The following is a 20,292-nucleotide window of genomic DNA, read 5'->3' as shown; positions in this document are numbered from 1 at the left end:
CGCAAATCTGCGACAATCCCGCCTCTTACGCCTGCCGATCATGAAAAAGCAGCACTCGCCTGCATCATTAAAAAGCCCCATGACAGACCACGCCATCGACCAACTGCTGAAGAACCTTGACCACGCCATGATCGCCGACCGCCATCGGTTGCGCCGGCAATTGCACGAGCTGCGCAAGCGCCCCGACGAGGGCAAGCTCGCGCAGTGGGTGGAAAAGGTCCAGGCCTCCTGCGCCCAGGTCACCGCGCGCCAGCAGAGCGTGCCGAGCATTCGCTACGACGACAGCCTCCCCATCGCCGCCAAGCGCGACGAGATCAAGAAGGCTCTGGCCGAGCATCAGGTGCTGGTGATCGCTGGCGAGACCGGTTCCGGCAAGACCACCCAGCTGCCGAAGATCTGCCTGGAGCTGGGCCGCGGCAGCCATGGCCTGATCGCCCACACCCAGCCCCGACGGATCGCTGCGCGCAGCGTGGCGGCGCGGGTCGCGGAGGAGCTGGGCACGCCGTTGGGGGCGCTGGTCGGCTACCAGGTGCGCTTCGAGGACCAGAGCGATTCGAACACCCTGGTCAAGCTGATGACCGACGGTATCCTGCTGGCCGAGACCCAGCACGACCGTTTCCTCGAGCGCTACGACACGATCATCGTCGACGAGGCCCACGAGCGCAGCCTGAACATCGACTTCCTGCTCGGCTACCTCAAGACCCTGCTGCACCGCCGCCCGGACCTGAAGCTGATCATCACCTCGGCGACCATCGACCTGGAGCGCTTCTCCAAGCACTTCGACGGCGCGCCGATCATCGAGGTGTCCGGGCGTACCTACCCGGTGGAAACCTGGTACCGGCCGCTGACCAGCGAGCACGACGAGGAGGGCAACCAGGTCGAGGAGGACCTTTCCGTCGACCAGGCGATCCTCGCCAGCCTCGACGAGATCGCCCAGCACGAACGCAGCCAGGGCAAGGGCCCGGGCGATGTGTTGGTGTTCCTGCCCGGCGAACGCGAGATTCGCGACGCCGCCGAGATCCTGCGCAAGGCGCAGCTGCGCCACACCGAGATCCTGCCGCTGTATGCGCGGCTGTCGCCGGCCGAGCAGCAGCGGATCTTCCAGTCCCACAGCGGCCGGCGCGTGGTGCTGGCGACCAACGTCGCCGAAACCTCGCTGACCGTGCCGGGCATCCGCTACGTGATCGACAGCGGCACCGCGCGCATCAGCCGCTACAGCTACCGCGCCAAGGTCCAGCGCCTGCCTATCGAGGCGGTGTCCCAGGCCAGCGCCAACCAGCGTAAAGGGCGCTGCGGCCGGGTCGAGCCGGGCATCTGCATCCGCCTGTACAGCGAGGACGATTTCAACGGTCGGCCGGCGTTCACCGACCCGGAGATCCTGCGCACCAACCTGGCCGCGGTGATCCTGCAGATGCTGCACCTGCGCCTGGGTGCGATCGACGCCTTCCCGTTCATCGAGCCGCCGGATGGCAAGGCCATCAGCGACGGCTTCAACCTGTTGCAGGAACTGTCGGCGGTCAACCGCGAGAACCAGCTGACGCCCCTGGGCCGCCAGCTGGCGCGCCTGCCGATCGACCCTCGTTTGGGCCGCATGCTGCTCGAAGGCGCCCGCCAGGGCAGCCTGCAGGAAGTGCTGATCGTCGCTAGCGCGCTGTCGGTGCAGGACCCGCGCGAGCGCCCGCCGGAGCGCCAGCAGGCCGCCGACCAGGCGCACGCGCAGTGGAAGGATGTCGATTCCGACTTCGCAGCGCTAGTCAACCTGTGGCGCGGTTTCGAGGAGCAGCGCCAGGCGCTGACCGCCAGCCCGCTGCGCAACTGGTGCCGCAAGAACTTCCTCAACTACCTGCGCCTGCGCGAGTGGCGCGACGCCCACCGCCAGCTGGCGCTGATCTGCCGCGACCTGCAATTGGCGGTGAACAAGGAGGCCTGCGACTACCAGCCCCTGCACAAGGCAATTCTCAGCGGCCTGCTCAGCCAGATCGGCCAGAAGACCGAAGAGGGCGACTATCAGGGCGCGCGTCAGCGGCGCTTCTGGGTTCATCCCTCGTCGGGCATCGGCCGCAAGCGACCGCAGTGGGTGATGGCCGCGGAACTGGTGGAGACCACCAAGCTGTATGCGCGCATGGTGGCCAAGATCGAGCCGGACTGGATCGAGCCGCTGGCCACCCACCTGATCAAGAAGAACCACTTCGAACCGCACTGGGAGAAGAAGCGCGGCCAGGTGGTGGCCTACGAGCAGATCACCCTTTACGGGTTGATCCTGGTCGGTCGCAGGCCGGTGCATTTCGGCCCGATCGATCCGGTCACTTCCCGCGAGCTGTTCATCCGCGACGGCCTGGTCGGTGGCGAGATCCAGTCCCGGGCCAAGTGCCTGGCGGCCAACAAGCGCCTGCTCGAGCAGCTCGACGAGTTGGAGGCCAAGGCCCGCCGGCGCGATATTCTGGCCGACGAGGAGACGCTGTACGCCTTCTACGAGGCGCGCCTGCCCGAAGAGATCCACCAGACCGCGACCTTCGACAGCTGGTACCGGATGAACAGCCAGAAGGATCCGAACCTGCTGATCATGCGCGAAGAGGACGTGCTCGCCCGCGAGGCCAGCGAGGTCACCGCCGCGCAGTATCCGGACCACCTACAGGTGGGCGATCTGCGCCTGTCGCTGAGCTATCACTTCGAGCCGAACCACCCGCGTGACGGCGTGACCGTGCGGGTGCCGGCGCCGTTGTTGCCGAACCTGCCGGGCGAACGCCTGGAATGGCTGGTGCCAGGCCTGCTGGAGGCCAAGTGCATCGCCCTGGTGCGCAACCTGCCCAAGGCCCTGCGCAAGAACTTCGTGCCGGTGCCCGACTTCGTCAAGGCGGCCCTGTCGCGTCTGGCGTTCGGCCAGGGGGCATTGCCGCAGGCGCTGGGCCAGGAGTTGCTGCGCATGACCGGGGCGCGGGTGTCGGACGAGGCCTGGGCGGAAGCGGCCGGGCTGGTCGAGGGCCACCTGCGCATGAACATCGAAGTGGTTGATGCCCAGGGCAAGTTCCTCGGCGAAGGCCGCGACCTCGGCGAGCTGACCGCCCGCTTCGCCGCCGCCAGCCAGGCGGCGCTGGCCCTGCCGCGCAGCGAGAAGGCCGAGCAGCCGGTACAGGCCAAGGCCTTCGCGCAGGTGGCGCAGACTGCCCAGCAGAAGATCGCCGGGCTGTCGATGACGGTCTACCCGGCGCTGGTCGAGGACAACGGCACGGTACGCGAAGGGCGTTTCTCGACCCAGGCCGAAGCCGAGTTCCAGCACCGTCGCGCCTTGCAGCGCCTGTTGCTGCAGCAGCTGGCGGAACCGGCCAAGTTCCTGCGCGGCAAGCTGCCGGGGCTGACCGAGCTGGGGCTGCTGTACCGTGAACTGGGCCGGGTCGAGGCGCTGGTCGAGGATATCCTCCTGGCCAGCCTCGACAGCTGTGTGCTGGAAGGCGAAGACCCACTGCCGCGTGATGGCGCGGGCCTGGCCTCGCTGGCCGAACGCAAGCGCGGCAACTGGACCGAGCACGCCGAACGCCTGGCCCGCCTGACCCTGGAGGTGCTGAAGCTGTGGCATGGCTTGCAGAAGCGCTTCAAGGGCAAGATCGACCTGAGCCAGGCGGTGGCGCTCAACGATATCAAGCAGCAGCTGGCCAATCTGGTGTACCCGGGCTTCGTGCGGGAGACGCCGGGTGCCTGGTTCAAGGAGTTGCCGCGTTATCTCAAGGCGGTGGAACTGCGCCTGGAGAAGCTGGGTTCGCAGGTGCAGAAGGACCGGGTGTGGAGCGCCGAGCTGGCCAATTGCTGGGCGCAGTACCAGGCCCGCGCCGACAAGCATGCGCAGGAAGGCAAGCGCGATGAGCAACTGACCCTGTACCGCTGGCTGCTGGAGGAATACCGGGTGTCGTTGTTTGCCCAGCAACTGGGGACGAAGGTGGCGGTTTCCGACAAGCGACTGAGTAAACAGTGGAGTCAGGTGGAAGCCTAAGCTCCCCAAGTTGTGGCAAACTTGGTGGAATTTGCGGCCGCTGTGCGGCCGATCGCGGCACAAGGCCGCTCCTGCAGGCGAACGCCGATGTTGTAGGAGCGGCCTTGTGCCGCGAACGAGGGCGCAGCCCTCGCCTCAAAATTGGTACCAAGGTGCCATTAAGTTGCCCTTATTCCGGCCAGCGCCTTGTGGCGATGGCCCCAGACCAGAGGAACGACCGTGCACAACGTCGTCATCAGCGGCACCGGCCTGTACACCCCGGCCCAAAGCATTTCCAACGAAGAACTGGTGGAATCCTTCAACGCCTGGGCACAGCGTTTCAACCGTGACAACGCCGCCGCCATCGAGCGTGGCGAGGTCGAGGCGGCGCCGCTGTCCGACGCCGCTTTCATCGAGAAGGCTTCGGGCATCAAGAGCCGCTTCGTCATGGACAAGGCCGGTATTCTCGATCCGCAGCGCATGAAGCCGCGCCTGCCCGAGCGCACCAACGACGAACAATCGATCCTCTGCGAAATGGGCGTGGCCGCCGCTCGACAGGCCCTGGAGCGTGCCGGCCGCAGCGCCGCCGATGTCGACGGGGTGATCGTCGCCTGCTCCAACCTGCAGCGCCCGTACCCGGCCATTGCCATCGAAGTGCAGCAGGCACTGGGTATCCAGGGCTTCGCCTTCGACATGAACGTGGCCTGCTCGTCGGCCACCTTCGGTATCCAGACCGCCGCCAACAGCGTGCAGCTGGGGCAGTCGCGCGCCGTGCTGGTGGTCAACCCGGAGATCTGCACCGGCCACCTGAACTTCCGTGACCGCGACAGCCACTTCATCTTCGGCGACGCCGCCACCGCGGTGCTGGTCGAGCGTGCCGACCTGGCCACCTCCGAGCACCAGTTCGACATCGTCAGCACCAAGCTGCTGACGGCGTTCTCCAACAACATCCGCAACAACTTCGGCTTCCTCAACCGCGCCGCGGAAGAGGGCATTGGTGCCCGCGACAAGCTGTTCGTGCAGGAAGGCCGCAAGGTGTTCAAGGAAGTCTGCCCTATGGTCGCCGAGCTGATCGGCCAGCACCTGGCCGAGAACGACCTGCAGCCGTCGGACGTCAAGCGCTTCTGGCTGCACCAGGCCAACCTGAGCATGAACCACCTGATCGTCAAGAAGCTGCTGGGGCGTGAAGTGGCCGAGGAAGATGCGCCGGTGATCCTGGATCGTTATGCCAATACCAGTTCGGCGGGGTCGGTGATTGCCTTCCACCTGTATCAGGATGACCTGGCCAAGGGTTCGCTGGGGGTACTGAGCTCGTTTGGTGCTGGATATTCGATTGGTAGTGTGGTTCTGCGTAAACGCTGATACCTACTTTTACTTCTCTATCGCTGGGGCCGCTTTGCGGCCCTTTCGCGACACAAGGCCGCTCCTACAGGAGAACGCATTCCCCTGTAGGAGCGGCCTTGTGTCGCGAAAGGGCTGCAAAGCAGCCCCCAGCTTTCTGACAGGCAAAAAAAGCGGGAAATGCCGGATGGGGTCGGCATTTCCCGCTCAGGGTGGAGCAAGGGAGCGTAGCGCTTAGAACTTGGCTTCCAGGTCGACCTGCAGGGTGTCGACGTCGGCGTTGTTGTTCGGCAACTGCGACAGGTCGGTCTTGGCCATCAGGTAGGCCGCGCCCAGGGAGAAGTTCTTGTCGATCTCGTAGCCGACCTTGAACTTGTGGCCACGCGAACCCGTGAAGCCGGCGCCGAAGTCGGAGTCGGTGAACAGGCTGACCACGGCGTTGCGCTGCACGTCGCGGTAGTTGTAGTCCAGGCTCCAGGCGCCCAGCTTGGTCTTGAGACCCGCCAGCCAGGCCTTGTCCTCGCCGTCGGTGCTGTCGGTGTTCTTGACGAACTGGCCATAGGCCGACAGCGGGATGGCGAAGCCGGTGAAGTCCACCTGGCCAAAGCCTTCGGCCAGGTTGAACTCGGTGGTGGTGTTGCCGAAGCTGCGCAGCACGGCCGACTTCTTGTCGTTGTCGAAGCCGTAGAGGCTGCCGCCGACGGTGACCTTGACGCTGTCAGCCAGGTTGAACTTGGTGCCCAACTGGCCGTGGTACAGCTGCGCATCGTGCTTGAACTGCACGCCATCGCCGTCGACGTTGTCCTTGAGGGTGTAATGGCCGGCGCTGCCGAACACTTCGGCGCCGCCCAGGTTGGTCTTGTAGGTGACGGCCACGCCTTCCGGGTTGATGTCGCTGTCCCAGATGATGTCGCCCATGCTCACCCACGGCTGCAGCATCTTGCCGCCGATCAGGTGCAGGTTCGGCACGGCGGTCGGGTGCCAATCGAGGTAGGCAAGGTCTACCCACAGCGATTTCTTGTCGAAGTAGTTGTCCAGGCTCTGGTTGGTCGAGCGGGCGTCCGAGCTGCTGCCGGTGGCCACGCGAATACCGGCGTCGACCTGCGGGTTGATCTCGCTGTAGAAACCGACGCGGGCACGCACGCGCTCGCGGTCCTGGTTGCCGCTGCGGCTGTTGGGGTTGTCGACGTTGACGTCTTCGTAGCGCAGGCGCACGTCACCCTTGATCTGGGTCTTGGCGGCCCATGCCACTTTCTGCTCGAAGGAGCTCAGGCGCTCGGACTGGGCTTTCTGGTCGGCCTTTTCCTTGGTTTCCTTTGCCAGGTCGCCCTGCAGTTCGGTGTACTGCGCCTGGTTGATCGAGCCGTTGGCGCGGAGTATTTCGAGCAGCTTGGCGTCGACAGCAGCACTGGCCGGAGTACTCAGAGCCAGCATCATGCCGGTGAGGCTCACCCCGGTAAGTGTAGAAACAAGACGCATAAGGTTCTCCCTGTTGGAAAAAGTGGGGAGGCTCAAGCGCCCGCCCCCGAGTTGGCATGTCTTCGGAAAGGGCCTGACTAGACAGGTTCTGGGGTTCCGGAAAACAGGCGCAAGTATTGCGGGGGGGAATGACAGAATAATGTCTGAATAGTGGCACTGTTGTTAAGTAAACAGGTCGTCATTTGTGTGTCACGACGGCTTTGGCAATACTGGCGCCCTGTCCATAGCGAGTTGCAACCGTGACCAGCCTCCACAGCCTTGCCCACCTGCGCGACCTGCCGGCGACCACCTGGGACGCGCTGGTGCCCGACGGCCAGCCGTTCCTGCGCCACGCCTTTCTCAGTGCCATGGAAGACAGTGGCAGCGTGGTACCCGACACCGGCTGGGCCGCCGAACACCTGGTGCTGGAGCGCGATGGCGAGGTGCGGGCGCTGCTGCCGGCCTACCGCAAATGGCATTCGTTCGGCGAGTACGTGTTCGACCATGGCTGGGCCGATGCCTGTGAGCGCGCGGGCATCGCCTACTACCCCAAGCTGCTCGGCGCGGTGCCGTTCAGCCCGGTCGCCGGGCCGCGTCTGCTGGCCGCCGATCCAGCCGATGGCCTGCTGCTGTTGCAGGCGATTCCCGAGTACCTGGGCAAGGGTGGGCTGTCGGGGGCGCACATCAACTTCACTGACAGCGGGCTGGACACGGCCATTGCCGGCCAGCCGGGCTGGCTGGAACGCCTGGGTTGCCAGTTCCACTGGCGTAACCGGGGTTACCGGGACTTCCAGGACTTTCTCGACACCCTCAGCTCACGCAAGCGCAAGCAGATGCGCAAGGAGCGTGAACAGGTGGCGGGGCAGGGGATCGATTTCGCCTGGTACCGCGGCGATGAACTGAGCGAGGCGCAGTGGGACTTCGTCTACCGCTGCTATGCCAACACCTATGCCGTACGGCGACGGGCGCCGTACCTGACCCGCGAGTTCTTCAGCCTGGTGGCCGAGCGCATGCCCGAGGCGATTCGCGTTGTGATTGCCCGGCAGCAAGGGCGCGAGGTGGCGATGGCCTTCAGCCTGGTGGGGGGCGATAGCCTGTATGGCCGCTACTGGGGTTGCCTGGACGAATTCGACCGCCTGCATTTCGAGACCTGTTTCTACCAGGGCATGGACTTCGCGATCGGCGAAGGCCTGCAGCGCTTCGATGCCGGTGCCCAGGGCGAGCACAAGCTGATTCGCGGGTTCGAGCCTGTGATCACGCGGTCGTGGCATTACCTGCTGCACCCGGGGTTGCACCGGGCGGTCGCTGACTTTTTGCGTCAGGAGCGCGAAGGAGTACTGGCCTATGTCGAGGAGGCACGGGGATTATTGCCGTATCGCCAGGTTTGATGGCGTCGTTCCGCCTGTAACGGCCTCTTCGCGGGTAAACCCGCTCCCACAGGAGAACCACTGTTTCTGATGGCAGTGATCCCCCTGTGGGAGCGGGTTTACCCGCGAAGAGGCCGGCGAAGGTGTTACAGGTCAATCGACGCCGACAAACCCCCCGGTCTGGTGATGCCACAACCGCGCATACAACCCACGCTGGGCCAGCAGCTCGGCATGGCTGCCGCTCTCGACGATATGCCCCTTGTCCAGCACGATCAGCCGGTCCATGCGGGCAATGGTCGACAGCCGGTGGGCGATGGCGATCACTGTCTTGCCCTGCATCAGCGTTTCCAGGCTTTCCTGGATTGCCGCCTCGACCTCCGAATCCAGTGCCGAGGTCGCCTCGTCCATGATCAGGATCGGCGCGTTCTTCAGCAGCACCCGGGCAATGGCGATACGCTGGCGCTGGCCACCGGAGAGTTTCACGCCACGCTCGCCGACATGGGCGTCGAAGCCGGTGCGGCCCTGGGCATCGGACAGCTGCGGGATGAACTCGTCGGCCCGGGCCCGGCGCACCGCCTCCCAGACCTCCTCGTCGCTGGCCTGAGGGCGGCCGTACAGCAGGTTGTCGCGGATCGAGCGGTGCAGCAGCGAGGTGTCCTGGGTGATCATGCCGATCTGCGCGCGCAGGCTGGCCTGGTTGACCTCGGCGATGTCCTGGCCGTCGATGAGGATGCGCCCGCTGTCGATGTCGTACAGGCGCAGCAGCAGGTTGACCAGTGTCGACTTGCCGGCGCCGGAAGGGCCGATCAGGCCGATCTTCTCGCCAGGGCGGATGTCCAGGTTCAGGGCATCGATCACCTTGCCGCCCTTGCCATAGTGGAAGTCGACATGGTCGAAGCGCACCGCCCCGCGGTTGACCTTGAGCGCCGGGGCATTGGGCCTGTCGCTGACGGTGACCGGCTGGGCGATGGTCTGCAGGCCGTCCTGGACCATGCCGATGTTCTCGAAGATGCCGTTGACCACCCACATGATCCAGCCGGACATGTTGACGATGCGGATCACCAGGCCCGTGGCCAGGGCGATGGCGCCGACGCTGATCAGCGACTGGCTCCACAACCAGAGGGCAAGGCCTGTGGTGGCGACCACCAGCAGGCCGTTCAGCGAGGTGATGACCACGTCCATGCTGGTGATCACCCGTGAGGCCAGTTGGGTCTTCTCGGTCTGCTCGCTGATCGCTTCGCGGGCGTACTGCTGCTCGTAGTCGGTGTGGGCGAACAGCTTGAGCGTGGCGATGTTGGTGTAGCCGTCGACGATGCGCCCCATCAGCTTGGAGCGGGCGTCGGAAGAAATCACCGAGCGCTCCTTCACCCGTGGCACGAAGTAGTACAGCGCACCGATGTAGCAGGCGATCCACACCAGCAGCGGCAGCATCAGCCGCCAGTCGGCCTCGGCGAACAGCACCAGCGCACTGATGGCATAGATCAGCACGTGCCATAGCGCATCTACCGCCTGCACCGCCGAATCGCGCAGGGAGTTGCCCGTTTGCATGATGCGCTGGGCGATGCGCCCGGCGAAGTCGCTCTGGAAGAAGTTCAGGCTCTGCTTGAGCACGTAGGTGTGGTTCTGCCAGCGGATCAGGCTGGTCATGCCCGGGCTGATGGTCTGGTGCACCAGCAGGTCGTGCAGGCCGAAGAACACCGGCCGCAGCACCAGCACCACCACCAGCATCCAGATCAGCTCGCCGCTGTGCTCGCTGAAAAAGTTGGCGTTGGGCGCGCCCTGGGCCAGGTCGATGATCCGGCTCAGGTAGCTGAACAGCGCCACTTCGATCAGCGAGGCGATCAGGCCGACGATGAGCAGGGCGAGGAAGCTCGGCCACACCTGGCGCAGGTAGTAGAGGTAGAAGGGCCAGACCTTGCCGGGAGGCGCCTCGCTGGGCGCCTCGCGGAAAATGTCGATCAACTGCTCGAAACGACGGTACAGCATGGGTGACGACACTCCTGTTCGACCCGACTCACGTCCCTGTGCGGCGCGGGATCAATCGATGCGTTTGGCCGACTTGATGTAGACCGGATCCGCCGGTACATCGCGCATGCCTTTCTTGACGGTGGTCGGCGAGTTGACGATCTGGTCGACCACCTCCATGCCCTTGGTGACCTTGCCGAACACCGCGTAGCCACGGTCGCGGCCCGGGTTGAGGAAATCGTTGTCGGCGACGTTGATGAAGAACTGGCTGGTGGCCGAGTTCGGGTCGGAGGTGCGGGCCATGGACAGGGTGCCGCGGGTGTTCTGCAGGCCGTTGCTCGCTTCGTTGCGGATCGGGTCCTTGGTGCTCTTTTGCACCATCTGGTCGGTGAAGCCGCCGCCCTGGACCATGAAGCCCGGGATCACGCGGTGGAAGATGGTGTTGTTGTAGAAGCCGCTGTCCACGTACTGGAGGAAGTTCTTGGTACTGATCGGTGCTTTTTCTGCGTTCAGCTCGATCTCGATCTTGCCGAAACTGGTGACCAGCTCAACGTGCGGGGTCTTGTCGGAGGCCATGACGCTGGTGGCGAAGGCGACCGAGCAGGCGGTGAGCAGAAGTTTTTTCAGCATGGGCTCAAAGATCCTTGAGAGGTGGAAGCTGCTGCGAGGAACTGCAGCAGGGTACGGTTGAAGAGTTCGGGTTGATCCAGGGGCGTAGCGTGCCGCGAATCGTCGATGACCGCCAGCCTGGCGTTGGGCATCAGGGCGACGTAACGCTCCTTCAGTTGTATCGGTGTGTAATCGTGGTCGGCGGCGATCACCAGGGTCGGACAGCGGATCTGGCCGATGCGTTCCTGCACGCCCCAGTCGACGATGGCGTCGAAGCTCTTGAGGTAGGCGCGCTTGTCGTTGCGCGCCCAGCGCTCGGCCATCTTGCGCCGCAGTTCGGCCTGCTCCGGCTTGGGAAACAGCCGCGCAGCCAGGCCCTTGCCGACGGTCTCGACACTGAGCAGGCGCGCCAGGCCCCAGCGCTTGAGCCACCAGATCCAGTCGCTACGGGTGCGGCGCTTGACCTCGGGGGCGCTGTTGACGATGCACAGGCTGCGCAGCCAGTCGGGGTGGTCGACGGCGAACTGGAAGCCGAGCATGCCGCCCATGGACAGGCCGACGAAGTGCACCGGGCCGGTGTCCAGATGGCGCAGCAAGGCCAATAGATCCTCGCTGAAGGTCTTTATCTGGTAGCCCTTGCGTGGCTTGGACGACTGCCCATGGCCGCGGATGTCCATGAGGATCACCCGGTACTGGCGGCTGAGCTCGGGTACCTGCAGTTCCCAGTCCTGGCTGCTCGAGCCCAGCCCGTGCAGCAGCACCAGGGGCTCGCCCTGGCCGTGTTCCTCGTAATGCAGCAGGCATCCGTCATGTTCGAAACAGGCCATGGGCGCGGTCCTCTCAGGCTTGCGGGGGGGCTGCGAAGGGCACGTCCAGCGGCGCGGTGTCGAAGTTGCGCAGCAGTTCGATGAGGATCTGCGTGGCCGGGCCCAGGGTCTTTTCCTTGCTCGAGTAAAGGTAGAACAGCGGATGGCGGCTGCCACCCTGATCCAGCGGCAGGGGCTTGAGCACGCCTTCGCGCAGCTCGCGCTCGATCATGTGCCGGGGCAGCCAGGCAAAGCCCAGGCCGCTGCCGACGAAGGTCGCCGCAGTGCCCAGGCTGCCGACCGTCCAGCGCTGCTCGGCGCCGAGCCAGCCGACATCGCGCGGCTGGGCCCGGCCGGAGTCGCGGATCACCACCTGCAGCTGGCTTTCCAGGTCCTGGAAGGTGATCTCGCGGCCCATGCGGTGCAGCGCGTGCTCGGGGTGGGCGACGGCGATGAACTCCACCGGGCTCAGCTCGGTGCCCAGGTAGCCGCCGATGTTGAAGCTGCTGATGGCAAGGTCGGCGATGCCTTCGTGCAGCACTTCCTCGACCCCGGACAGCACTTCTTCGCGCAGGCGTACCCGGCAGCCGCGGCTCTGCGGCATGAAGGCGGCCAGGGCGCGCACCAGGCGGGCGCTGGGGTAGGCGGCGTCGACCACCAGGCGCACTTCGGCCTCCCAGCCCTGTTCCATGTGGTGGGCCAGATCTTCCAGCTGGCTGGCCTGCTTGACCAGTTGCCGCGAACGGCGCAGCAGCACGCTGCCGGCCTCGGTCAGCACCGCCTTGCGTCCATCGATGCGCAGCAATGGCACGCCCAGTTGCTCCTGCATCCGCGCCACGGTGTAGCTCACCGACGACTGCGAACGGTGCAGGGCCTCGGCGGCCTGGGCGAACCCGCCGTGGTCGACCACTGCCTGCAGGGTCCGCCACTGATCCAGGGTAACGCGCGGTGCTTTCATCCAGGGCTCCTGTTGTCCTAAGCTGCGCTCTTCCCAAGGAGAGCGCCCGTATGAAGAAATGTTGTGCGGCTTTGCTGTTGTGCCTGCCCCTCGGGGCCATGGCATACCCGATCGATGTGGAAAAGGACCTGACCGGGGTCAAGGTCGACTACACCGCCTACGACACGGCCTACGACATTGGCTCGATCAGCCTCAACAACTATGGGCAGGTGCCGGCGGCGTGCAAGGTCACTTTCCGCAACGGCCCCGAGGCGCCACGGGTGCGCCGGGTCAATGTGCCCGCCGGCAGGAGCGTGGATGTCACCGCCAAGTTCAACCGGCAGATCATCAAGCTGCGCATCGTGCTCGACTGCAAAGCGCAATAAAACAGATTAATCGATAGGTTGATCCCACTTTTTACGCTTTTTTATCGATAGGTCAACCACTAATCTCACCTCCATCGAATCGCCACCCTTTACCGCCGATGGAGGCACCCCATGTCCCGCGTACTGATCATCGAAAGCAGCGCCCGCCAGCAGGATTCCGTTTCCCGTCAACTGACCCTGGATTTCATCCAGCAATGGCAGGCGGCGCATCCGGCCGACGAGATCAAGGTGCGCGACCTGGCCGTGAACCCCGTGCCGCACCTGGACGCCAACCTGCTTGGCGGCTGGATGAAGCCCGAGGAGCAGCGTAGCGCCGCCGAGCGTGAGGCGCTGGCGCGTTCCAACGCGTTGACCGACGAACTGCTGGCTGCCGACGTGCTGGTGATGGCCGCGCCGATGTACAACTTCACCATCCCCAGCACCTTGAAAGCCTGGCTGGACCACGTGCTGCGCGCCGGCATCACCTTCAAGTACACCCCGACCGGGCCGCAGGGCCTGCTCAACGGCAAGCGCGCCATCGTCCTGACCGCCCGCGGCGGCATCCATGCCGGCGCCAGCAGCGACCACCAGGAACCCTACCTGCGCCAGGTGATGGCCTTCATCGGCATCCACGATGTGGACTTCATCCACGCCGAGGGCCTGAACATGAGCGGCGAGTTCCACGAGAAGGGCCTGAACCAGGCCAAGGCCAGACTGGCCGCGGTGGCCTGAGCCGCGACGAATTCCCAACCCTGACACCTTGTTGCTCCTTTGGGTGTGCCTGCCCGGCCAGTTCATGGCCGGGCTTTTTTATACTGACCTCATGCCTTGCGCGATCCTTGTGGGAGCGGCCTTGTGTCGCGAAAGGGCTGCGTAGCGGCCCCCGGACTCAGTGTCGATGCAAAGATCGCCGGGGCCGCTATGCGGCCCTTTCGCGACACAAGGCCGCTCCCACAAGGGCCAATGCAGTTGCTCCCACAGAGAAAGCACTGCTTTCAAGGCCTGTGGTAGTGGGCTTGCCAGCGAAGAGGGCATTACTGCCCCCACATTTCCAATGGTTGAACTCGGTCAGCCCAACCCGCTAAGGTCCCCGCCTTGATCCACGAGGGCCAACCATGGGCTACCTGATAATCGTCGCGCTGATCCAGGCGTACTCCTTCAACCTGATCGGCGAATACCTGGCCGGCCACGTCGACAGCTACTTCGCCGTACTGGCCCGCGTTGTCCTGGCCGGGCTGGTGTTCCTGCCGCTGACTCGCTGGCGCCAGGTCGAGCCGCGCTTCATGCGCTCGATGCTGCTGATCGGCGCGCTGCAATACGGCATCACTTATGTCTGCCTCTACCTCAGCTTCCGCGTGCTGACGGTACCGGAGGTGCTGCTGTTCACCATCCTCACCCCGCTGCATGTCACCTTGATCGAGGATGCCCTGAACCGGCGCTTCAACCCCTGGGCGTTGCTCGCCGCCCTGGTGGCGGTGGCCGGCGCGGCGGTGATCCGCTTCGACACGGTGACAGGTGAGTTCTTCATGGGCTTTCTGCTGCTGCAGCTGGCCAACTTCACCTATGCCGCCGGCCAGGTACTGTATCGCCACCTGGTGGCCCGTCACCCCAGCGACCTGCCGCACTACCGCCGTTTCGGCTATTTCTACCTGGGCGCGTTGCTGGTGGTATTGCCGGCCTTCCTGTTGTTCGGCAATGCCCAGCACTTGCCGAGCACCGACACCCAGTGGCTGGTGCTGCTTTTCCTCGGCCTGTGCCCGACGGCGCTGGGGCTGTACTGGTGGAACAAGGGCGCCTGCCTGGTCTCCGGCGGCACCCTGGCGGTAATGAACAACTTGCATGTGCCGGTGGGCTTGCTGCTCAACCTGCTGATCTGGAACCAGGACGAACCGCTTGGGCGCCTGGCCATTGGCGGTACGGTGATCCTGGCGTCGGTGTGGCTGAGCCGCTTGGGTGGCCAGCGCGCGAGGCTGCCGGGAGCAGCTTGAGGATCAATGCCGGCGCGGCAGGCCAGTGTGCACGACCAGGCACAATGGCAGGGTCAGCAGCAGCGCGCCTGCCAGCGTCATCAATCCCTGTTCCACCCCGCTGTGGTCGGATATCGCGCCGATCAGCACTGGCGCCAGCGCGCCGCCGCCGACGGTGCCGGTATAGAAGCAGGCGAACACCCGCTCGCGCTGCTCGCGGCCGGCGAAGTCCGGTACCAGCCCTGTCAGCACCGAAGAGGTGCCGTTGAGTGCCACGCCGATCAGAGGCATTACCAGCATCAACGGCAGGTAGGGCAACAGCAGCGCCACCAGGATCAGCCCGGCGGTCAGCAGCTCGGTACAGATCACGGTGCGCACCGGCCCCAATCGAGCGCCCAGGTAGCCGCAGAACAGTTTGCCGAAGGCACCGCCGATGAACAGCAATGTCAGGGCCAGGCCGATCTGCGCAGTGGTCGCGCCCTTGCTTTGCAGCAGGAACGGCAGGAAGGTCAGAAACCCCATGCGCACGCTACTGTCGAGGGTGCCGGTGGCGATCAGCGCTGCCAGCCCCGACCTTGAGCCAACCCTGTCGTGGGCTGCGGCCTTGCGCGTTGTTCGCCCTGCCAGCGGCGCCTGACGCAATAGCCGCCACAGCGCCGCTGCCGCCCCCAGGCCGAGCAGGCCAAGCGCGGTGGCATTGGCCTGCCACGATACATACACCAGCACCAGGCCGACCAGGCCCGGAATAAGCGCCTTGCCGATATCCCCGGCGAAGTTGTACTGGGCCAGGGCCTGCTTCACCTTGCCGCTGCCTTCGTAGGCATCGGCGACCAGCGCGCTGGCCAGCGGGTGCTGGGTGCTGGCACCGAGGCCGGCGAGCATCAGGGCGATCAGCAGAAGGCTCAGGTCACTGGCCTGGGCGGCCAGCAGGTAGGCCAGCCCGGCCAGCGCCGTGCCCCGGACCAACAGGGCTTCGCGGCCCCAGCGTCGGGCGCCTTTGCTGGCCAGCAGTTGAAAGCCCGCCATCATGCCGGCGTAGGCGCCGCGCAGCAGTCCGACCTGGGCGTAGCTGAGGCCGAAGGCAACCTGCCAGAGTGGCAGCAACACGTAGATGACATCGGTCAGGCCGTCATGCACGCCATGGGCGAGACTGGCGGCGGCGAGGGCCTTGCGCCGAGGCGATGGCGGGGCGGCTTGCAGTGAAGCGCTGGAAATGTCCTGAGGCATGGCTCGCTCACGAAGGCTGTGGCAGGCGTCTGTCGAGCGTCAGGGATGGGCGTGGCGAGTGGGCCGTCGATCTTCCGTGATGACGTCGTTCAGGACATTAGGGTAGTGCGCCTTGGGGGCGCAATGCAAAGGGCGCCCGGTCGGGCGCCCCGATTGGAAGGTCAGGCCTCGCTCAATGCGTCCAGGCTGCGTGGCTGGCTTTGAGGCAGCGGCCTGGCCGCCAGCCCCGCACGCATGTCGTTACCGCTCGGCTGCTGGTACAGGCTCAGGCCGAACTCCGGCAGCACCGCCAGCAGGTAGTCGAAGATATCGCCCTGGATGCGCTCGTACTCGGCCCACACCGTGGTGGTGGTGAAGCAGTAGATCTCCAGCGGCACGCCCTCGGCGGTGGTCTGCATCTGGCGGACCATGCAGGTCATGTTCGGGTGCACGTTGGGGTGATTCTTCAGGTACGCCAGGGCGAAGGCGCGGAAGGTGCCGATATTGGTCAGCCTGCGGCGGTTGGCCGAAAGCTCCGCCACCGGTCCCAGGGCCTCGTTCCAGTGATGCAGTTCCTGGCGCTTCTGCGCCAGGTAGTCGCCCAGCAGGCGTACCTGGCCCAGGCGCTGTTCTTCGTCCGGGCTCAAGAAGCGCACGCCGGCGGCGTCGATGAACAGACTGCGCTTGATCCGACGCCCGCCGGACTGCTGCATGCCGCGGTAGTTGCGGAACGACTCGCTCATCAGGCGCCAGGTGGGGATCGAGACGATGGTCTTGTCGAAGTTCTGCACCTTGACCGTGTGCAGGGTGATGTCCACCACATCGCCATCGGCACCGGCCTGGGGCATCTCGATCCAGTCGCCGACATGCAGCATGTCGTTGCTGGTCAACTGCACGCTGGCGACGAACGACAGCAGGGTGTCCTTGTACACCAACAGCAGCACCGCCGACATGGCGCCCAGGCCCGACAGCAGCAACAGCGGCGAGCGGTCGATCAGGGTGGCGACGATGACGATGGCGGCGAAGATCCACAGCATCATCTTGGCCAGTTGCATGTAGCCCTTGATCGAGCGGGTACGGGCGTGCTCGCTGCGGGCGTAGATGTCCAGTAGCGCATCGAGCAGGCAGGACAGGGCGCGGGTCATGAACAGCAGGGTCACCGCCAGGGCGACGTTGCCGAGGAAGTGCTGGGTGGTGGCCGACAGCTCCGGCACCAGCTTCAGGCCGAACTGCACCACCAGCGACGGGGTGGTCTGCGCCAGGCGGTGGAACACCTTGTTGTGGCGCAGGTCGTCCAGCCACCTGAGTGCCTGTTGGCGGCCGAGCAGGCGGGTGGAGTGCAGGATCAGGAAGCGTGCGAGGCGGCCGACCAGCAGCGAGACCAGCAGCAGCACGATCAGGCCGAGGGCGGCGTGCAACAGCGGGTGTTGGTCGAGCGTGCCCCAGAGATCGAGGGCGTCGCGCCAGAAGCGTTGGATGTCCATGGGCGTGAAAGCGGTCTGTGTTGCGGTATGAAGGGGTATTAGAGCGTGGATCGGCGCAAAGTTGCCAAAAGAAATTCGGTTCTGGCCACGGAAAACGTTACCCTATGCAACTGAATTTTTCGCACTTGCCCGAGGTTACCCCGTGTTTTCCCAATTCGCCCTGCACGAACGCCTGCTCAAAGCCGTGGCCGAGCTGAAATTTGTCGAGCCGACGCCGGTGCAGGCAGCGGCCATTCCCCTGGCCCTGCAAGGGCGTGACCTGCGGGTGACGGCGCAGACCGGCAGCGGCAAGACTGCCGCCTTCGTGCTGCCGCTGCTCAACCGCCTGGTCGACCGCAGCGGCCCGAGCGTGGAGATCCGGGCGCTGATCCTGCTGCCGACCCGCGAGCTGGCCCAGCAGACCCTCAAGCAAGTGAAACTGTTCTCGCAGTTCACCTACATCAAGTCGGGCCTGGTCACCGGCGGTGAAGACTTCAAGGAACAGGCCGCCATGCTGCGCAAGGTGCCGGACGTGCTGATCGGCACCCCCGGCCGTCTGCTCGAGCAGCTCAATGCCGGTAACCTGGACCTCTCGCACGTGGAGGTGCTGATCCTCGACGAAGCCGACCGCATGCTCGACATGGGCTTTGCCGAAGACATGGAGCGCCTGTGCAAGGAGTGCGAGAACCGCAAACAGACCCTGCTGTTCTCGGCCACCACCGGCGGTGCGGCCCTGCGCGATATCATCGGTAAAGTGCTCAAGGACCCTGAGCACCTGATGCTCAACAGTGTCTCGCAGTTGGCCGAAGGTACCCGTCAGCAGATCATTACCGCCGACCACGACCAGCACAAAGAACAGATCGTGCAGTGGCTGCTGGCCAACGAGACCTATCAGAAGGCAATCATCTTCACCAATACCCGTGCCCTGGCCGACCGTATCTACGGCCACCTTGTCGCCAAAGAGGTCAAGGCTTTCGTCCTGCACGGCGAGAAGGACCAGAAGGACCGCAAGCTGGCCATCGACCGTTTCAAGGACGGCGGTTCCAAGGTCCTGGTGGCCACCGATGTCGCGGCCCGCGGCCTGGATATCGACGGCCTGGATCTGGTGATCAACTTCGACATGCCACGCAGCGGTGACGAGTACGTGCACCGTATCGGTCGCACCGGCCGTGCCGGTGGCGAAGGCCTGGCGATCTCGCTGATCACCCACAACGACTGGAACCTGATGTCGAGCATCGAGCGCTACCTCAAGCAGCAGTTCGAGCGCCGAGTCATCAAGGAGGTCAAGGGCACCTACAGCGGGCCGAAGAAGGTCAAGGCCTCGGGCAAGGCTGCCGGCAGCAAGAAGAAAAAGGGCGAGAAGAAGGCGGGCGCCGACAAGAAAGGCGCCGTCAAGAAAAAGCCTACCGCCAAGCCGAAGGCCAATGCGCCTCTGGCCAGCTCCGACGGCCTGGCACCGCTGAAAAAGCGCAAGCCGGCGGCTGAGTAAGCCCCTCCGGTCATGAGCCCGCCACTGCAACGGTGGCGGGTTGCTTCACCTCTTTCCCCAGGGCGTGTAGCCCGTTTCCCAAACCGTATTCCAGCCCGGGCATTTTGCCGCCCGACCGCCACACTCCTCTGGCATCTGCAGTCAAGGAGGAGTAGTGTATGTACAGCTGTAAATACGATTGTCCCGTGCGATTTGAATGGGACGAGGACAAGAACCTGCTCAACATCCGCAAGCACGGTATCGACTTTAACGACGTGCCCGAGATGTTCCGCCAGCCGATGCTGGCGTTGCGCGATGAGCGATTCGAGTACCCGGAGGCACGCTGGATCGGCATGGGCTGGATCAATGCCTGGGTCAGCGTGGTCGCCTACACCGAACGGCAGGGTGATGTGATCCGCATCATTTCCGCCAGAAGAGCCACACGATGTGAGGTAACGCGCTATGTCGAAACCGTCCAGAAGCTGTGAGCAAGACCAAGCCCCGGTCGATACCTCGGACATCCCCGAACTCGACGATGACTTCTTCCGCCGCGCAGAGCTGCGAGTGCCGGCCAAGCAAACGGTGACCATCCGCCTGGACGCCGACGTGCTGGCCTGGTTCAAGGAACAGGGGGCCGGCTACCAGACCCGCATCAACCAGTTGCTTCGCCAGTACATGCAGGCCCAGCAGCGACGCTGACACTGGCGCGGTCAGGTTTTCCTTTCCGCTTCTTTAAGTTCCTGGATGCGCTTGTCGATCAACTGGCATTTGTCCGGCAAGTCCTTGCTGGCCGTTCCGAGCTCCATGTGCTGGAGCTCGTCGTTTATCTCCTTGGCCTTGCGCGGGTTCTGTTCGGTCAACTGGCTGACCAGCCCTGCCAGTTCTTCTCTTTTCTGCGTGGCCTCTTCCGGTGTGCAGGCCCAGATGGGTTGTGCACAGAGCAGGGTGGCCGCGCAGATAAGGCATGGCAACGGTTTCATCCCTCGACTCCTTGTTACCAGTGGATTCAGTGCGGTGGAGGCGTCTGGCTGCCTGGAAGTTCAGTTCAGGTGATTGCTGGAAGGGGCCTTTGACGATTTCACGGTTTTTTGACGATATTAATTTGACGCCATGATGATGGCCAAATAATATCCCGCGCTCTTTTCCGTGGTCCAGGGACTGGATGATGTCTATGCGTTTTAACCGGGGGCGAGCTTGCATGCTTGCCGCCTTGCTGGCCTGCACGACCATGGGTACGGCCCGTGCTGCCTCACCCGGCGACCAGGACCTGATCCGCGACCGCCAGGACCGTCTGCTCGAAGAGCAGCAGCGCCGCCTCGAAGAGCTGCGCAACCTGCCCGGCAAGGCCGCTGAACCCGGTGAGTCGCAACCGGCGA

The 20,292-nt window shown here is 64.6% G+C and carries 17 protein-coding genes; 9 read left to right on the top strand and 8 right to left on the bottom strand.

What is annotated here, in order from left to right; all coding sequences use genetic code 11:
• Positions 1–79 precede the first annotated feature (79 nt).
• Together hrpA and DMX06_RS20950 are read left to right on the top strand one after the other, a co-directional pair.
• Entirely contained in the window at positions 80–3,985 is a 3,906-nt protein-coding gene (hrpA, locus tag DMX06_RS20955; RefSeq protein WP_110739160.1) for an ATP-dependent RNA helicase HrpA, read from the top strand.
• A 219-nt stretch (positions 3,986–4,204) separates the two neighbouring features.
• Positions 4,205–5,326, top strand: coding sequence for a beta-ketoacyl-ACP synthase III (locus tag DMX06_RS20950; RefSeq protein WP_110739159.1), 1,122 nt, complete (start codon positions 4,205–4,207; stop codon positions 5,324–5,326).
• 213 nt (positions 5,327–5,539) lie between these two features.
• On the opposite strand, the gene DMX06_RS20945 is transcribed toward DMX06_RS20950, so the two are convergent.
• Positions 5,540–6,784 (bottom strand): putative porin, encoded by a 1,245-nt coding sequence (locus DMX06_RS20945; protein ID WP_050706803.1) that lies wholly within the window; start codon positions 6,782–6,784, stop codon positions 5,540–5,542.
• A gap of 239 nt (positions 6,785–7,023) precedes the next feature.
• On the opposite strand from DMX06_RS20945, the gene DMX06_RS20940 reads away from it, so the two are divergent.
• Positions 7,024–8,151 (top strand): GNAT family N-acetyltransferase, encoded by a 1,128-nt coding sequence (locus tag DMX06_RS20940; protein WP_110739158.1) that lies wholly within the window; start codon positions 7,024–7,026, stop codon positions 8,149–8,151.
• A 132-nt stretch (positions 8,152–8,283) separates the two neighbouring features.
• Here the strand turns inward: DMX06_RS20940 and DMX06_RS20935 are convergent, their stop codons facing one another.
• Genes DMX06_RS20935 through DMX06_RS20920 form a run of 4 tightly spaced genes read right to left on the bottom strand, consistent with a single transcriptional unit; the run spans position 8,284 to position 12,468 of the window.
• The gene (locus tag DMX06_RS20935) at positions 8,284–10,116 is read right to left on the bottom strand and encodes an ABC transporter ATP-binding protein (protein ID WP_110739157.1); all 1,833 of its coding nucleotides are present in this window, start codon (positions 10,114–10,116) and stop codon (positions 8,284–8,286) included.
• A 51-nt stretch (positions 10,117–10,167) separates the two neighbouring features.
• Positions 10,168–10,725 (bottom strand): peptidylprolyl isomerase, encoded by a 558-nt coding sequence (locus DMX06_RS20930; protein ID WP_062574821.1) that lies wholly within the window; start codon positions 10,723–10,725, stop codon positions 10,168–10,170.
• Positions 10,719–11,531, bottom strand: coding sequence for an alpha/beta fold hydrolase (locus DMX06_RS20925; RefSeq protein ID WP_110739156.1), 813 nt, complete (start codon positions 11,529–11,531; stop codon positions 10,719–10,721). Before DMX06_RS20925 ends, DMX06_RS20930 begins: the two co-directional genes overlap by 7 nt.
• 13 nt (positions 11,532–11,544) lie before the next feature.
• Positions 11,545–12,468: a LysR family transcriptional regulator gene (locus tag DMX06_RS20920; protein ID WP_028693074.1), complete on the bottom strand. Its 924-nt coding sequence runs from the start codon at positions 12,466–12,468 to the stop codon at positions 11,545–11,547.
• 50 nt (positions 12,469–12,518) lie between these two features.
• Here DMX06_RS20920 and DMX06_RS20915 point away from each other — a divergent pair, with 50 nt between their 5' ends.
• From DMX06_RS20915 to DMX06_RS20900, 3 genes are all read left to right on the top strand, one after another.
• Positions 12,519–12,833 (top strand): 3-phosphoglycerate kinase, encoded by a 315-nt coding sequence (locus DMX06_RS20915; protein WP_110739155.1) that lies wholly within the window; start codon positions 12,519–12,521, stop codon positions 12,831–12,833.
• 111 nt (positions 12,834–12,944) lie between these two features.
• Positions 12,945–13,544, top strand: a complete 600-nt coding sequence (locus DMX06_RS20910; RefSeq protein WP_062574818.1) for an FMN-dependent NADH-azoreductase — start codon at positions 12,945–12,947, stop codon at positions 13,542–13,544.
• 383 nt (positions 13,545–13,927) lie between these two features.
• Positions 13,928–14,800 (top strand): carboxylate/amino acid/amine transporter, encoded by an 873-nt coding sequence (locus DMX06_RS20900; protein ID WP_110739154.1) that lies wholly within the window; start codon positions 13,928–13,930, stop codon positions 14,798–14,800.
• Between the two features lie 3 nt (positions 14,801–14,803).
• On the opposite strand, the gene DMX06_RS20895 is transcribed toward DMX06_RS20900, so the two are convergent.
• Complete coding sequence (locus DMX06_RS20895; protein ID WP_110739153.1) at positions 14,804–16,006, bottom strand: MFS transporter; 1,203 nt, start codon at positions 16,004–16,006, stop codon at positions 14,804–14,806.
• Between the two features lie 161 nt (positions 16,007–16,167).
• Positions 16,168–17,469, bottom strand: a complete 1,302-nt coding sequence (locus DMX06_RS20890; protein WP_110739152.1) for a mechanosensitive ion channel family protein — start codon at positions 17,467–17,469, stop codon at positions 16,168–16,170.
• A 142-nt stretch (positions 17,470–17,611) separates the two neighbouring features.
• Between DMX06_RS20890 and DMX06_RS20885 the strand changes: the two genes are divergently transcribed.
• The 3 genes from DMX06_RS20885 (at position 17,612) to DMX06_RS20875 (ending at position 19,615) form a co-directional block, all read left to right on the top strand.
• Positions 17,612–18,937, top strand: a complete 1,326-nt coding sequence (locus DMX06_RS20885) for a DEAD/DEAH box helicase (RefSeq protein WP_110739151.1) — start codon at positions 17,612–17,614, stop codon at positions 18,935–18,937.
• Between the two features lie 185 nt (positions 18,938–19,122).
• Positions 19,123–19,404, top strand: coding sequence for a BrnT family toxin (locus DMX06_RS20880; protein ID WP_110739195.1), 282 nt, complete (start codon positions 19,123–19,125; stop codon positions 19,402–19,404).
• Positions 19,379–19,615 (top strand): BrnA antitoxin family protein, encoded by a 237-nt coding sequence (locus DMX06_RS20875; protein ID WP_023631177.1) that lies wholly within the window; start codon positions 19,379–19,381, stop codon positions 19,613–19,615. Before DMX06_RS20880 ends, DMX06_RS20875 begins: the two co-directional genes overlap by 26 nt.
• An 11-nt stretch (positions 19,616–19,626) precedes the next feature.
• Here the strand turns inward: DMX06_RS20875 and DMX06_RS20870 are convergent, their stop codons facing one another.
• Complete coding sequence (locus DMX06_RS20870; protein WP_050706787.1) at positions 19,627–19,896, bottom strand: hypothetical protein; 270 nt, start codon at positions 19,894–19,896, stop codon at positions 19,627–19,629.
• Positions 19,897–20,292: the final 396 nt, after the last annotated feature.

The organism is Pseudomonas mosselii, from assembly GCF_003205295.1.
Taxonomy (GTDB): domain Bacteria; phylum Pseudomonadota; class Gammaproteobacteria; order Pseudomonadales; family Pseudomonadaceae; genus Aquipseudomonas; species Aquipseudomonas mosselii_B.
Note: the sequence above shows the minus strand (reverse complement) of the source record. Positions and strands in the feature narration are given on the sequence as shown.